The 13,576-nt window shown below is 67.7% G+C and carries 13 protein-coding genes; 9 read left to right on the forward strand and 4 right to left on the reverse strand.

Features of this window, described 5'->3' with window-relative positions:
- Positions 1-63 precede the first annotated feature (63 nt).
- Together ASF52_RS20360 and ASF52_RS20365 are read left to right on the forward strand one after the other, a co-directional pair.
- Entirely contained in the window at positions 64-1,023 is a 960-nt protein-coding gene (locus ASF52_RS20360) for a MotA/TolQ/ExbB proton channel family protein (RefSeq protein WP_056176145.1), read from the forward strand.
- A gap of 1 nt (position 1,024) precedes the next feature.
- Positions 1,025-2,038: a peptidoglycan -binding protein gene (locus tag ASF52_RS20365; RefSeq protein WP_056176148.1), complete on the forward strand. Its 1,014-nt coding sequence runs from the start codon at positions 1,025-1,027 to the stop codon at positions 2,036-2,038.
- Here the strand turns inward: ASF52_RS20365 and ASF52_RS20370 are convergent.
- Together ASF52_RS20370 and ASF52_RS20375 are read right to left on the reverse strand one after the other, a co-directional pair.
- Positions 2,025-3,062 carry a D-cysteine desulfhydrase family protein gene (locus ASF52_RS20370; protein ID WP_056176152.1) on the reverse strand — a complete coding sequence of 346 codons (1,038 nt, stop codon included), beginning with the start codon at positions 3,060-3,062 and terminating at the stop codon, positions 2,025-2,027. The genes ASF52_RS20365 and ASF52_RS20370 overlap by 14 nt on opposite strands.
- An 8-nt stretch (positions 3,063-3,070) precedes the next feature.
- Positions 3,071-4,912 carry an ABC transporter transmembrane domain-containing protein gene (locus ASF52_RS20375; RefSeq protein WP_056176155.1) on the reverse strand — a complete coding sequence of 614 codons (1,842 nt, stop codon included), beginning with the start codon at positions 4,910-4,912 and terminating at the stop codon, positions 3,071-3,073.
- Between the two features lie 203 nt (positions 4,913-5,115).
- Here ASF52_RS20375 and rpmE point away from each other — a divergent pair, with 203 nt between their 5' ends.
- From rpmE to ASF52_RS20400, 5 genes are all read left to right on the forward strand, one after another.
- Entirely contained in the window at positions 5,116-5,370 is a 255-nt protein-coding gene (gene rpmE, locus ASF52_RS20380) for a 50S ribosomal protein L31 (protein ID WP_018045309.1), read from the forward strand.
- Between the two features lie 195 nt (positions 5,371-5,565).
- On the forward strand, positions 5,566-6,087 hold the full coding sequence (locus ASF52_RS20385) for an invasion associated locus B family protein (RefSeq protein WP_056176159.1): 522 nt from the start codon (positions 5,566-5,568) through the stop codon (positions 6,085-6,087).
- 40 nt (positions 6,088-6,127) lie between these two features.
- A complete protein-coding gene (locus tag ASF52_RS20390) occupies positions 6,128-6,772 on the forward strand; it encodes a hypothetical protein (protein WP_056176162.1) in 645 nt (214 codons plus the stop codon).
- On the forward strand, positions 6,747-8,852 hold the full coding sequence (locus ASF52_RS20395) for a glycosyltransferase (RefSeq protein WP_244473881.1): 2,106 nt from the start codon (positions 6,747-6,749) through the stop codon (positions 8,850-8,852). The genes ASF52_RS20390 and ASF52_RS20395 overlap by 26 nt, the downstream gene beginning before the upstream one ends.
- Positions 8,853-8,949: 97 nt before the next feature.
- A complete protein-coding gene (locus ASF52_RS20400; RefSeq protein ID WP_082515418.1) occupies positions 8,950-10,506 on the forward strand; it encodes a glycosyltransferase family 2 protein in 1,557 nt (518 codons plus the stop codon).
- A gap of 3 nt (positions 10,507-10,509) precedes the next feature.
- Here ASF52_RS20400 and purC read toward each other — a convergent pair whose 3' ends face one another.
- A complete protein-coding gene (gene purC, locus ASF52_RS20405; protein WP_055955211.1) occupies positions 10,510-11,304 on the reverse strand; it encodes a phosphoribosylaminoimidazolesuccinocarboxamide synthase in 795 nt (264 codons plus the stop codon).
- A 225-nt stretch (positions 11,305-11,529) separates the two neighbouring features.
- Positions 11,530-12,264 carry an endonuclease III gene (nth, locus tag ASF52_RS20410; protein ID WP_082515413.1) on the reverse strand — a complete coding sequence of 245 codons (735 nt, stop codon included), beginning with the start codon at positions 12,262-12,264 and terminating at the stop codon, positions 11,530-11,532.
- Positions 12,265-12,284: 20 nt separating this feature from the next.
- On the opposite strand from nth, the gene ASF52_RS20415 reads away from it, so the two are divergent.
- Entirely contained in the window at positions 12,285-12,806 is a 522-nt protein-coding gene (locus tag ASF52_RS20415; protein ID WP_056176168.1) for a DUF2244 domain-containing protein, read from the forward strand.
- 2 nt (positions 12,807-12,808) lie between these two features.
- Positions 12,809-13,321 carry a DUF3016 domain-containing protein gene (locus ASF52_RS20420; protein ID WP_056176171.1) on the forward strand — a complete coding sequence of 171 codons (513 nt, stop codon included), beginning with the start codon at positions 12,809-12,811 and terminating at the stop codon, positions 13,319-13,321.
- Positions 13,322-13,576 lie beyond the last annotated feature (255 nt).

Genomic DNA, 13,576 nt, shown 5'->3' on the forward strand with positions numbered 1-13,576 from the left:
TTGGCCCAGTGTCCGCTCGGTCGAGCAGGCACTTAAGTCTTTGCGTGAAGAGTGTCCGAGCCGATGGCGACCCCTCCCGCGACCGCGACGCTCGCCAAGCCCGGCATCTACCTCGTGCGGATGTTGGTGTTCCTCGCCCTCGTGGGCTTTCTCGCTTTCGTTCTGTTCCGGCAGATCACCCCGGCCTTCCTCGCCAATCCGGGCCTGAACGGCCTGATCCTCGGCGTTCTGTTCATCGCCGTCCTGCTCGCCTTCGGGCAGGTGATCCGGCTCTATCGCGAGGTCGCCTACGTCAACGTCGTGGCGGCCGGCGAAACGCCCACGAAGGCGCCGTCTTTGCTGGCGCCGCTTGCGTCCGCGCTGGCCGCCCGACGGGACGGGATCACGCTGCCCGGCACCCGCGCCTTCCTCGATACCGTGGCGGCGCGCCTCGACGAGGGCCGCGAGATCCTGCGCTACGTCGCCGGGCTCCTCATCCTGCTGGGCCTGCTTGGAACATTCTGGGGCCTCATCGACACGCTCAGCGCCGTGGGCTCTGTCATCAAGACCATGCGCGGCGGCGGCGAGGCGGCGGCGATGTTCGACGAGCTCAAGAATGGGCTCGCCGTGCCGCTGTCGGGCATCGGCCTCGCCTTCTCCGCCTCCCTGTTCGGCCTCGCGAGCTCCCTCGTCACCGGGTTCCTGGATCTTCAGGCGGGACAGGCGCATGCCCGTTTCCACAACGAACTGGAGGATTGGCTCGTTTCCGGCGAGACCGTGGCGGTCGCGCCGACGAAAGCCCAGGAGCCGGCCTCCGCCCGTGAACTGCAGGAAGCGGTAGACCGCCTCACGGCTGTCATCGCCGAGGGCGCCAACGGCCGGGTGGCGACACAGGCGATGACCAACCTCGCCGAAGGCATCCAGGGCCTCGTTCAGCACATGCGGGCCGAGCAGCAGATGATCCGCGACTGGGTCGAGGCGCAGGCCACCCGCGAGCGCGAACTGAAGCAGGTTCTCGACCGCCTCGGCCGCGAGCGCAGCTGAGATGGCCTCGCTCCGCACACGGCGCGACCGGTCCCTCAACGTCTGGCCGGGCTACGTCGATGCCCTCGCGACCCTGCTGCTCGCCGTCGTCTTCCTGCTGACCATCTTCGTCGTCGGCCAATTCTTCCTGTCGCAGGAGATCACCGGCCGCGATTCGGTGCTGACCCGCCTCAACCGCCAGATCGCCGACCTCACGGATCTCCTCGCCCTGGAACGCTCGACCCGCAAGGCGCAGGAGGCCACCGCCTCTTCGCTGCGCAATACGTTGCTCGGCGCCGAGGCCGAGCGGGATCGCTTCCGGCTCCAGGCCGAATCGGGCCAGGGCGCCGGCGCCAGGCAGGGCGACGTCGACCGGCAACTCGCTGCCGAGCGGGCGGGCTCGGCCCGCGCTGCCACCCAGATCGATCTGCTGAACGAACAGATCGCGGCGATGCGCCGGCAGCTCGCCGCCTTGGAGGATGCCCTCGCGGCCTCCGAGAATCGCGATAAGGAGAGCCAAGCCCGCATCGCCGATCTCGGCAGTCGCCTCAACGTGGCCCTCGCTCAGAAAGTGCAGGAACTCGCTCGCTACCGATCGGATTTCTTTGGCCGTCTGCGCCAGATCCTCGGCACACGCACGGATATCCGCGTCGTCGGCGACCGCTTCGTTCTGCAATCCGAGGTTCTGTTCCCGGCCGGATCCGCCACACTGAAGCCCGAGGCGGGACCGGAACTCGACCGCATCGCCGGCGCGATTCTGGAACTTTCCCGGCAGATCCCCGCCGATATCCCGTGGGTGCTGCGGGTCGACGGACACACGGACGCCCGGCCCATCGCCAGCGCCCAGTTCCCGTCGAACTGGTCCCTCTCGGCGGCCCGCGCCATCGCGGTGGTGCAGGCCATGGCGGCCAAGGGCGTCCCGCCCCAGCACCTCCTCGCCGGTGCCTTCGGCGAGTTCCAGCCCCTCGATTCGGGAACGACCGAGGAGGCCTACGGGCGCAACCGCCGAATCGAGATGAAACTCACGGAGCGGTAGTTTGCTCAACCTGTCCGGTGAGCACGTCCGGGTAGGCAAACAGGCCCGGTACGCCGCCCGTCATCACGAACAGCACGTTCGCTCCCGATGGGTAAAGGCCTCCGCGAACGTCGTGGAGGAGACCGGCGAACGCCTTGCCGCTGTAGACGGGGTCGAGGAGCAGGCCTTCCGTGCGGGCCAGGAGCCGGACCGCTTCCAGCATGCCGGCCGTGGGGATACCGTAGCCCGGCCCGCGATGCGCGCCGTCGATGACGATGTCGTCGGATGTCAACGTCAGGCCGGGCGCCAGAATTGCCAAAGTCGCGTTGGCCTTGTCGAGGGTGATCGCCCCGGCTCGCTCACCCGTTTCCAGCACCGCGTAGGACTTGGCGAGACGCGGGTCGTGCCCGTCCGCCCGTAGGCCGGCGGCGAGGCCTGCGTGGGTGCCGCAGCTGCCGTTGGGAACGATGATCTGGTTCAGTGACAGGCCCATTGCGTCCGCCTGGGCGAAAATTTCACCGGCACAGGCCGCGTAACCCAGGCAGCCGACGGGACTGGAGCCGCCCGAGGGGAAGACATAGACGCGGCGCCCCGCTGCACGGAGCTCATCGGCGCGCCGTTCCGCCAACTCCAGGGCATCGCCTCCGGCGGCGAGCTCGTGCACCGTCGCGCCGAACAAGTCGTCGAGGAGGCGGTTACCATTGTGCGCATAGGCGTCGTTCGTGCGCGGTACGCTCCGGGTCAGGAACAGGTCGCAGGCGAAACCCGCCCGGGCCGCCGCGGCTGCCGTGAGGCGGGCGTGGTTCGACTGAATCGCCCCGACGGTGATCACCGTGTCGGCGCCCTCGGCCCGGGCCGCGCCGAGAAGGTATTCCAGCTTGCGCAGCTTGTTGCCGCCGAGCCCGAACCGCGCGAGGTCGTCGCGCTTCACCCAAAGGCGCACCCCGGCGAGACCATCGCCGAGATGGCGGGCGAGCCCGTCCAGTGGCTCGATGGGGCTCGGCAGGTCGAGGAGCGGCAGACGGGGGAACCGCGACAGGTCCATGGCGAGTCCTACTCGGCTGGCAGCGCTTCGCGGCGCGGCTCGCGGCTGCGGGCGGTATCCTCGAAGGCGTCGGTGAACTGGAGGGCGGCGAGTTGGGCGTAGAGCGCACCGCGCGCGAGCAGGGTCTCGTGGGTGCCCGACTCGACGATTCTTCCGCCGTCGAGGACGAGGATGCGGTCCGCTGCCCGGATGGTGGCGAGGCGGTGCGCGATGACGAGGGTGGTACGCCCGCGCATCAGGGTGTCCAGTGCGGTCTGCACGGCCCGCTCGCTCTCGGCGTCCAATGCCGAAGTCGCCTCGTCCAAGAGCAGGATCGGAGCATCCTTGAGAATGGCCCGGGCAATGGCGACGCGCTGGCGCTGGCCGCCCGAGAGGGTGACGCCGCGCTCGCCGACCGTGGTGGCGTAGCCCTGGGGCAGGGCGCGGATGAACCCGTCGGCATGGGCGAGTTCGGCGGCGCGCTGGACTTGCGCTTCCGTCGCGTCCGGACGGCCGTAGCGAATGTTCTCCAGGACCGAGCCTGAGAACACGGTCGGGTCCTGGGGGACAAGGGACAGGCGTTCGCGTAGGGCATCCGGGTCGGTGCGGGTGATGTCAATGCCGTCGACGCGGATCGTGCCGCTCTGGGGGTCGTAGAACCGCAGGAGCAGTTGCAGCACCGTGGTCTTGCCGGCCCCCGAGGGCCCCACGAGGGCGACGCGTTCGCCGGGGGCGATGGTAAAGCTGATTCCGTCGAGCGACGGATGCTCGGGTCGGGTCGGGTAGAGGAAGCGGACGGCCTCGAAGGCGACCTCGCCGCGCGGCGGGGTCGGAAGGGCGACGGGGTCCGCCGGCGCTTCGATGGCCGGCTTGGCCGCCAGGATTTCGCCGAGGCGCTCCGCAGCACCGGCCGCCTGGGCGAGTTCACCGTAGACTTCCGACAGTTGGCCCAAAGCGCTCGCGCCGAACACCGCGTAGAGCACGAACTGCGAGAGTTGGCCCGCCGTCATGGTGCCCGCGAGGACGCCTTGCGCGCCGTACCACATCACCCCGACGACGCTCGCCGAGATGAGGAAGATGGCGACCCCCGTGAGAAGCGCGCGGGCCTGAATCGAACTGCGGGCCGCGCCGTATGCGTTCTCCGAAGCTTCGGCGAAGCGTGCGGCTGCGGAGCGACCCATGCCGAAGGCCTGCATGGTCCGGATCGCGCTCACCGCCTCGGAGGCGTAGGCCGAGGCATCGGCGAGCCGGTCCTGCGCAGCGCGCGAGCGACGACGCACGCCGCGTCCCGACAGGATCAGCGGGAACACGATGAGGGGGATCGCCACGAGAACGAGGATCGAGAGCTTCGGGCTTGTGATCACCATCATGGCGATGGCGCCGGTGAACAGGAACGCGTTGCGCAGCAGGATGGAGATGCTGACGCCGAACACCGCCTTCACCTGCGTGGCATCGGCGGTGAGCCGTGAGATGATCTCACCCGAGAGAGACCGGTCGAAGAAGGCCGGATCGAGTTCGGTGAGGCGGCGGAACACGGCGCTTCGCAGATCTGCGACGACACGCTCGCCCAGCGTGACCACGGTGTAGTACCGGGCGGCGCTCGACATCGCCAAAACGGCGACGACGCCGATGAGCCCGCCGAAATAAGCGTTGATGACGCTCTGACCTTCCGGCGAGAACCCGTGATCGATGACCCCGCGCAGCGCCAGGGGAACCACCAGGGTCGCCAGCGAGGCCATCAGCAGGGACAGGAACGCGGCGAGGATGCGCCCGCGATAGACGGCCGCGAACGGGACCAGCGGACGCAGGGAGCCGAGGGGCGCCCTGGGCCGTCCCTCGGCGGATGCCTTCTTCTTCGAACCGCGTGCCATCATGCCTCGTCGGTGTTGGGGACGCCGGTTGTCTGGACGTCGCTGCTCTGGACTTGGAATTCGACGGACCCGCGATTGCCCGGGACGGCGCGCTTGTCCAGCGGCGACGCCTGGGGTATAGGCGCGCCTTCATCCGATTGCGCGTGATCTATGGCCGCGGGCCGCCAGACGAGCCGGTCGGCGTGGCACCTCAAGGATTCGTCATGGCAAAGAGTGCGGCCGACAAGGCCAAGGGTACCGAGCATCCCGACTATCATTTCATCAAGGTCGTGATGACCGACGGGTCCGACTACATGACCCGGTCGACCTACGGCAAGGAGGGGGACACCCTCAACCTCGACATCGATCCGAACACGCACCCGGCCTGGACCGGTGGCGAGCAGAAGATGCTCGATCGTGGTGGTCGTGTCTCGCGCTTCAACTCGCGTTTCGGCGCGCTGTCGTTCGGCAAGAAGTAACGTTCATCGGCCGACCGATCTCGGTCAGGTCCGGAATGATCGAACAGGCGGCGCGATGGCGCCGCCTGTTCGCGTTTGGAGAGCCTCGCGGCACGGTCATCGCTTGACAGATGCGGCGTCCGCATGGTCCCAACGCCCCGGATTTCGCCGCGCCCGACGCGGCACGAAAGGGTTTGGCGCGTGGAGTTTCGAGCAATGCTGCGACGCGAAGGTGCCGTCGCCCGCTGGTTCGGCTTCGCCCTAGCGGCGGGTTTCCTGGGCGCTGTGCCCGCCTTTCCCGCCGCCGCTCAGGGCATGGTCCGCAACACCTTCGGGGACTGGCAGTTGCGCTGCGAGACGCCGGCTGGCGCGAAAGCCGAGCAATGCGCCATGGTGCAGTATCTCGCCGCCGAGGACCGCCCCAATCTGACCCTCGTGGTGATCGTTCTGAAGACGGCCGACAATCGTGGCTACCTGCTCCGGGTGGTGGCGCCGCTCGGCGTGCTCCTGCCGTCCGGCCTCGGGCTCAAGATCGACAAGACCGATGTCGGCCGCGCCGGGTTCGTGCGCTGCCTCACCACGGGCTGCGTCGCCGAGGTCGTGATGGACGAAGGCCTGATCAAGCAGTTCAACGCCGGTGCCCAGGCGACATTCATCGTGTTCCAGACCCCGGAGGAGGGCGTCGGCATTCCCCTCTCCATGAAGGGGTTCGGCCAAGGTTTCGAGAGCCTGAAGTAACGGGACCGGGCAGTCCGCCGGCACCAATCGGGAACGGATCATGTCGAAGCATGCCAGCCGGATCGCTCTGCGACTCCTGATCGTAGGTCTTCCGGTTCTCGTCGCCGCGGACGGGGCCGGGGCACAGGAAGGCAACGCCTTCTCGAACCTGTTCAGGTACGGCGGTACCACCGTTCCGCCCTCGCAGCCCGCGCCCCTCGACGAGGCCTATTGCCCGACGGTGGATGTGCCCGAAGGCGGCGCGGCCCTGCGCAATCCCCCCAGTGCGACGGGCAGCGCCGGATTGCGAAGCCAGACCACGCTCGGGCGCCTCGCCCGCGAATGCAACCGGCTCCAGGACGGCTCGATCCGTGTGAAGGTCGGTATCGAGGGCCACGTGCTCCTCGGCCCCGCCGGGGCGCCGGGCCGGTTCGAGGCACCGCTGACGGTCTCCCTCAAATCCTCGGGCAAGACGATCGTCTCCCGCGCCCGCCGCGTCTCCGTCATCGTCCCGCCGGGTGAGGCACAGGGTCTGTTTTCCATCATCGAGGACGACCTGATGGTGCCCGTCGCCCAGACGGGTGATTACGACATCGAGGTTCGTCTCGGGGGTGGGACGCCTCAACGCGCGCCGGCCAAGCGCAAGCCGGCGCCGCCGCTGGCGACCTCCGAGGCGCCGGTTGCTGTTCCGGCGACGGCCGAATGAGTACTCCGCCGCCAGGGCACGGCTCCTGAGCGCACGGGACGGCACCACGCCGCCGCGCGGTGGATGGCTCGGCCGTGCCGCGGCCTTCACCCTCGAGCCCCAGGATGATCCGGTCTTCGGTCGGCGCCTGCGCCTGCATGGGTCGCCGCGCGGATGCTGGATCGTGCTGACCTACCGCGAGCGGGCGGTGGCGCGCCCGCTCCGGCCCCTGCTCCGCCTTATCCGCGGACCAGCCCGGTACGAAGACTTTGTCTTGCCGGGGTCAGCGCTCGGGGCGGCGTCCTGGCTCGGTTACCTGCCGCAGGATTGTACCGATCTTCACCTCGCCATCGATCCTCGCACGGAGTTCGTGCTGGAGCGGGTCGGCCTACGCACGCATCTGAGCGTGACGGCCGAGTGCCTCGGCAAGCGTCCATTGCGTGCCGCGGCGGCCCTCTACAATGCGATGCGTGGTGACGAGCGCCGCTTTCGGGACATCCTCCGCGGTACTTGTGGCGCGACACCCCGGACGCACTACGACGTCTGGGCCGAGTCGCGGCGAAGGGGAGACGCCGTCCTCCCAGTCGGCACCTCGGCATTGCCGGTCTGCCTGATCCTTCCGGCGCGGCACGCCGATCACGCCCGGGTCGCCGAAACCCTGCGCTGCCTCGCCGCCCAGGTCGGAGCCGATTGGCGCGCGGTCGTCGCCTGGGTCGACGGACCGGATGTAGACGAGGCGACCGATCCCCGGGTAACCCACCAGCAATGGCCCGCGGGCGGAACCCTTCGGGATCTCGTTGGCGATGAGATGGGCTGTGTCGGGGTTCTCAGCCCTGGGGAATGCCTGCAGCCGGAGGCCCTCGCGCTCCTCGCCAGAGCTCTGGAATCGCCCGATGGCGGCGAGATGGCTTACGCCGACGAGGAAACCGGCGATGCCCCGTTATGCCCGCGGCTGAAACCGGACTGGAGTCCCGATCTCGCTCTGGCGCAGGGTTATGCCGGCTTCACACTCCATAAGGGTGTACTCCTGGCGCGGCTGCTGGATCTGCCCCTCGGCGCACCCGAGGATTGCCGGATCGATCTCGGCGTTCGTGCCGCGGCGACGGTGTTGCCTGCGCGTGTCGCCCACGTGCCGCGGGTCCTTCTTCGCGGGCCCACGAACGAGTCCACGGCGCGGCACACCGAACGCCTCGAGGAAAATCTGAAGGCGGTCGAAGTTCCGTCGCGCCCGCGTGTCGATCCAGCCATCGCCGATCTGCTCTGGCCCCTCCCCGAGCCCGTCCCGCTCGTCAGCGTGGTCGTTCCCTCGCGAGACCGGCTCGACTTGATCCGTATCGCCGCCGACGGGGTTCTCGGCGCCACAGCCTATCCTGCGATCGAACTCGTCATCGTCGACAACGGCTCCATCGACGCGGACGTCCACGCCTACTACGAGCGTCTGCGACGTGATCCGCGTGTCAGGATCCTCGACTGGTCGGCTCCGTTCGACTTCTCCGCCATGACGAATGCGGGGGTCGCGGCGGCGCGGGGCTCGGTCGTCGTCCTGCTGAACAACGATATCGCTGTGCTGCGCGACGACTGGCTCGACGCCTTGGTCCGGCAGGCCTGCCGGCCGGAGGTGGGTGCCGTCGGGGCGAAACTGCTCTACGCCGACGGCACCCTCCAGCATGCCGGCGTCGTCGTCGGCCTCGGTGGGCGTGCCGGACATATCCTGCGCCGGCGCCCCTCGGACAGCCCCGGGCATCTCGGACAGCTGCGGGTCGCCCACGAGGTCTCGGCCGTCACCGCCGCATGTCTCGCCGTGGAGAAGCGCAAATTCGACGCGGTCGGCGGCCTCGATGCCGAAGCGTTTCCCATCGACTTCAACGACGTCGACCTGTGTCTTCGCCTGAACGCAGCGGGTTACAAGACCGTCTGGACGCCCCACGCCGTCCTCGCCCATCTCGAATCCACGAGCCGCGGCCCATCCATCGGCCCGGCCCGCGCCCGGTTCGAGGCTGAGGCCGATCGCTTCGTCGCGCGCTGGCGGGACACCATCCGGCACGACCCGTTCTATCATCCGGGTCTGTCGCTCACGACCTTCGGCGAGGATCTCGAATGACGGCGCCCCGGTGGGAGAGCGTCCCCTGACCGACGAGCACCGCGATGCCCTGCTGTTCGCCCACCGCATCCGTCCGGGCATCCTCGCGCGCCTTCGCATGGCCGTCGCGATCCTCGCGCAGCACCCCAGCGCCACCCTCGCCATCGCGAAGGCGCGGCTCATGGGCAAACGCGTCCGTGCTGCACAAGCCCGGGCCGCGCTGCTGGGGCTCGATCACCGGAAACTCTGGCTGACGCGGCGGGACCGGCGCATCGCCAATCTCCTGAGCGAGGTCGTGCCGGTGATCGAAGAGAGGGACCTCGTCGTTCTCACCACCCCCGGCCACACTCTGGTGTCGGGCTCCCAAGAACGTTTGGTTCGCACCTTCGCGGCGCATCCGCACCGTGTTGCCCTCTATGGCGATGCCCTCGACGTGTCGGGGGACAGGATTATGCCCCTCCTCCGGCCTGCCTTCGATGCAGAGTATCTGAGGGCGGTGGATTACATCGGCCCCGTCGTCGCCGTGCGCCGCACTGCCCTGGATGCGATCGGCGGCATCATCGATCTCGATCCCGAAGCGCCGGCTCTCGATGCTCTGCTGCGCCTCGCTGGACGGTTCGGCTCTGACAGTATCGGCCATCTCCCGCAGATCCTGTCCATTGGCGCGGCGGTTGCGGCAGGGGAGGGGGGGCGGAGCCGCCGCGCCGGCCGCCTCGCGATTGTCCGCCGAGATCTCGTGCGCGCGGGGGAGGGCGATGTCGCGACGCGGATGGACGAGGACGGCGTCATCACCCTCTGGCGCTCACTACCCGACCCGGTACCGAGCGTAAGCCTCATCGTCCCGACCCGCGACCGCCTCGATCTCCTGAGACCCTGCCTCGACAGCCTGATCCATCGCACCGACTGGCCGGACCGCGAGATCCTGGTGTGTGACAATGACAGTCGCGATCCAGAAACCATGGTCTATCTCGGCGATCTCGCAGCCGACGGCGTCATCCGTGTCGTACCGTGTCCCGGCCCGTTCGATTTCGCGGCCATGAACAACCGGGCGGCGGCCGTCGCAAAGGGGCGGGTTCTCGCCTTCGTCAACAACGACGTGACCGTCACCGATCCGACCTGGCTCGACCGAATGGTTCGCGAGGCCCTGCGGCCAGAGATCGGCGCCGTCGGTGCACGGCTCATCGACGGGCGCGGGCGCATCCAGCACGGCGGTGTGATTCTCGGCCCCGGCGGCCTCGTCACCCACGCGCATCGGTACTTTTCCGGGGACGCTCCGGGCTATCTGTCCGGCTTGCTCGCCACCCGTGCGGTGTCAGCGGTGACGGCGGCCTGCTTGGTAATCGAAGCACGAAAGTTCGCAGCCGTCGGCGGTTTCGACGCCGGCGCCTTCGCGGTTGATTTCAACGATGTCGACCTGTGCCTGCGTTTGAACGAGGCCGGTTACCGCACCCTCTACGTCGGCGGCGCGATCCTGATCCACGACGAAGCGGCGAGCCGCCGCTGGACGCCCGAGGCCAAGGCACGGCATGAACGCGAGGTCACGGCCTTCAAAAAGCGATGGGGGCCGCTGCTGGCGCAGGACCCCCATTATCATTCTGGGTTCGACCCCGATCTCGGCACCTACACGCGGCTGCGATCCGGCTGGCAGATGACCGGCCCGGTCGCGCCACGCTGACGGCTACTGGACGAGGCGCGGACCGCCCGTCTGCACCTTCTCGTTCTCGGACATGATGCCGAGACGCTTGGCGACTTCGGTATAGGCCTCGATCAGACCGCCGAGATCCTTGCGGAAGCGATCCTTGTCGAGCTTGTCCGACGACTTGATGTCCCACAGGCGGCACGAATCCGGGGAGATCTCGTCGGCCACGACGATGCGCATCATGTCGCCTTCCCAGAGACGGCCGGTCTCGATCTTGAAGTCGACGAGGCGGATGCCGACGCCGAGGAAGAGGCCCGACAGGAAGTCGTTGACCCGGATCGCGAGCGCCATGATGTCGTCGATCTCCTGGGGCGTGGCCCAGCCGAACGCCGTGATGTGCTCCTCGGAGACCATCGGATCGTTGAGCGCATCGTTCTTGTAATAGAACTCGATGATCGAGCGCGGCAACTGTGTGCCCTCCTCGAGGCCGAGGCGCGTGGCGAGCGAGCCGGCGGCGACGTTGCGCACCACCACTTCTAGAGGGATGATCTCGACTTCGCGGATCAGCTGCTCGCGCATGTTGAGGCGGCGGATGAAGTGCGTCGGCACGCCGATGTCGTTGAGGTGCTGGAAGACGAACTCGGAAATCCGGTTGTTCAGCACGCCCTTGCCGTCGATGACATCGTGCTTCTGCGCGTTGAAGGCGGTGGCATCATCCTTGAAATGCTGGATGAGCGTTCCCGGCTCCGGACCCTCGTAGAGGACCTTCGCCTTGCCCTCGTAGATGCGACGGCGGCGGTTCATAGGCGTGTACCGTGGTTTGAGGAAGTCCAAGGGCCGTGGCTCCTTTCAGCGAGAGACGATGCGGAATCCGCGGCGTGGTGACTGCCGAAGCGGTCGGGCCGTGAAAACGCATCGTTCGTCGAAAGCCTCCGCGACCGTGGCGCAAACTACCCGAAGCGGCGTGTCAGCACAACGCGTTGGCCGGATGGGTGCCATCCGCGCGGGGGAGGGCTGGCCCCATGTATCGGGCGGCACGGTGAATGGAACATGCCGCGCTCAGGGGGGCGCAGTCTTCGCTGGATACCGGCACAGGTCTGCGATGGGGCAGATCGGACAGTCGGGCTTGCGTGCCTTGCAGACGTAGCGGCCGAACAGGATCAGCCAGTGATGGGCATTGAGCCGGTAGGGCTCCGGCACGATAGCCTCCAGCCCGGCCTGAACCTTGTCCGTCGTCGGCGCGATCACGAGGGGGATGCGGTTGGAGACCCGGAAGATGTGCGTGTCGACGGCAATGGTCGGAACCCCGAAGGCGACGTTGAGGACGACGCTCGCGGTCTTTGTGCCGACACCGGGAAGCACTTCGAGGTCTTCGCGGGATTTCGGCACCTGACCGCCATGCCGCTCCACCAGGATGCGCGACAACGCGATGACGTTCTTCGCCTTGGTGTTGAACAGCCCGATGGTTCGGATGAAATCCCGCACCCGCTCCTCGCCGAGCGACAGCATCTTCTCCGGTGTGTCCGCGATGGCGAAGAGCGGGGCGGTGGCGAGGTTCACGCTCCTGTCCGTCGCTTGGGCCGACAGCACGACGGCCACAAGGAGCGTATAGGCGTTGCCGAAGACCAACTCGGCGCGCGGCTCGGGATCCGCGGCACGCAACCGCGCGAAGATTTCCGCAAGCACATCCGGCGGCACGACCGAGCGGACCGGTTCGGCCTCTGCGACGATCGGTTCGACAAGGGCGGCAACAATTCGGGGGTTCTTCGGCGAGGCCGTCTGTCGGGTGCGCATCCGAGCCTTATATTGCCCGCATGGCGAGCGGCAACATCCCGATGCACCCTGACGGCCTCGACCCCGACAGCTTCGACCGTCCGGTGTTCCGGGCGACGATCCGGCCGAACCAATCCTTGAGTCCTCGAGGCTTCCGGAACGTGATGATCGGGTGCGGGCTCGTCTCCCTCGTCACCTCCATCGCCTGTATCCGGGCCGGATTCTGGCCCGTGGCCGGGTTCTTCGGCCTCGATATGATCGGCCTCTACCTTGCCCTCCAGGCAAGCTTCCGTCGGGGACGGTCGTTCGAGGAGGTGATGATCACGCCCCTCGTGGTGATGCTGGCCCGTGTCACCCATCGGGGCGAGCGGCGCGAATGGCGCTTCAACCCCCTGTGGACGAAGCTGACCCGGATCGAGGACGAGGAGTACGGCCTCCAAACCCTGACCCTGGTGTCGCGCCGTGAGTATGTGGTTGTCGCACGCGACGTCTCGCCGATCGATCGCGAGGAGATCGCGCAGGAACTCACGCGGGCGTTGGCTCAGGTGAAGAAGGGGTTCTGACGATGCGCGCCGGCCTGATGCTTCTCACCCTTGCTTTGACCCTCTGGACCAATGCGGCCACGGCGCAGGTCACTGTCCGCTTCATCGAGCCCGAGCGCTACACCGATGCGGAGAACCGTTTCGGGTCTGGCGCCACACTGCAGGTCACCCTCGGGGAGATCCGCCGCATCTTCGAAGGGCTCGCGACACGGGGATTGCCGCCGGGCCGGACCCTCGCCATCGACGTTCTCGACATCGACCTCGCTGGCATCGACCTCGCTGGCATCGAACGACCGGGTGCCAACGTGCCGTTCGGCCTACGCGTCGTCAGCGACATTTCTCCGCCGCGGTTTCGCCTGCGCTACGCCTTGACAGAAGGCCGCCGTCGATTGGCCGCCGCCGAGGAGACGGTGACGGACCTCAATTTCCTGTTACGGGCATCGCGCTTCGCCAAAGGAGCGTTCGACCACGAGCGTGACCTGCTGCGGGATTGGTTTCGGCGCCGTATCGTCGAGGGCCGTTCACCCGCGGGCTGATGCCGGCCCGCAGCCATGACGGATTGGGCTGGCGTTTCCCTACGTTCCCAGGGTCTTTGGCTGGGGTGTCGTTGATCTGTCGCGAAAATCGCATCGTTCGGTCATTTGGCCGTTGACGGTTGGGCTATGGGCCCGTAGAAGCCTGTTCATCGGCGGCGGCCAGCGGGACTTTGGTCTTGGCGGCGGCGCCGGTTCTCTTGGAGGCGTTATCGGATGGATGATCCGGCTTTGGCTGGATGGTCCACTGTTTTTGTC

Source organism: Methylobacterium sp. Leaf112, from assembly GCF_001423295.1.
Lineage (GTDB): Bacteria > Pseudomonadota > Alphaproteobacteria > Rhizobiales > Beijerinckiaceae > Methylobacterium.

Bases quoted from the DNA above. Each gene is read 5' to 3' on its own strand.
- ASF52_RS20390 (WP_056176162.1), top strand. From the start codon at position 6,128: ATGTCGAAGCATGCCAGCCGGATCGCTCTGCGACTCCTGATCGTAGGT.
- ASF52_RS20360 (WP_056176145.1), top strand. From the start codon at position 64: ATGGCGACCCCTCCCGCGACCGCGACGCTCGCCAAGCCCGGCATCTAC.
- ASF52_RS20400 (WP_082515418.1), top strand. From the start codon at position 8,950: ATGGCCGTCGCGATCCTCGCGCAGCACCCCAGCGCCACCCTCGCCATC.
- ASF52_RS20415 (WP_056176168.1), top strand. From the start codon at position 12,285: ATGGCGAGCGGCAACATCCCGATGCACCCTGACGGCCTCGACCCCGAC.
- nth (WP_082515413.1), bottom strand. From the start codon at position 12,264: ATGCGCACCCGACAGACGGCCTCGCCGAAGAACCCCCGAATTGTTGCC.
- ASF52_RS20375 (WP_056176155.1), bottom strand. From the start codon at position 4,912: ATGGCACGCGGTTCGAAGAAGAAGGCATCCGCCGAGGGACGGCCCAGG.
- rpmE (WP_018045309.1), top strand. From the start codon at position 5,116: ATGGCAAAGAGTGCGGCCGACAAGGCCAAGGGTACCGAGCATCCCGAC.
- ASF52_RS20385 (WP_056176159.1), top strand. From the start codon at position 5,566: ATGCTGCGACGCGAAGGTGCCGTCGCCCGCTGGTTCGGCTTCGCCCTA.
- ASF52_RS20370 (WP_056176152.1), bottom strand. From the start codon at position 3,062: ATGGACCTGTCGCGGTTCCCCCGTCTGCCGCTCCTCGACCTGCCGAGC.
- ASF52_RS20420 (WP_056176171.1), top strand. From the start codon at position 12,809: ATGCGCGCCGGCCTGATGCTTCTCACCCTTGCTTTGACCCTCTGGACC.
- ASF52_RS20365 (WP_056176148.1), top strand. From the start codon at position 1,025: ATGGCCTCGCTCCGCACACGGCGCGACCGGTCCCTCAACGTCTGGCCG.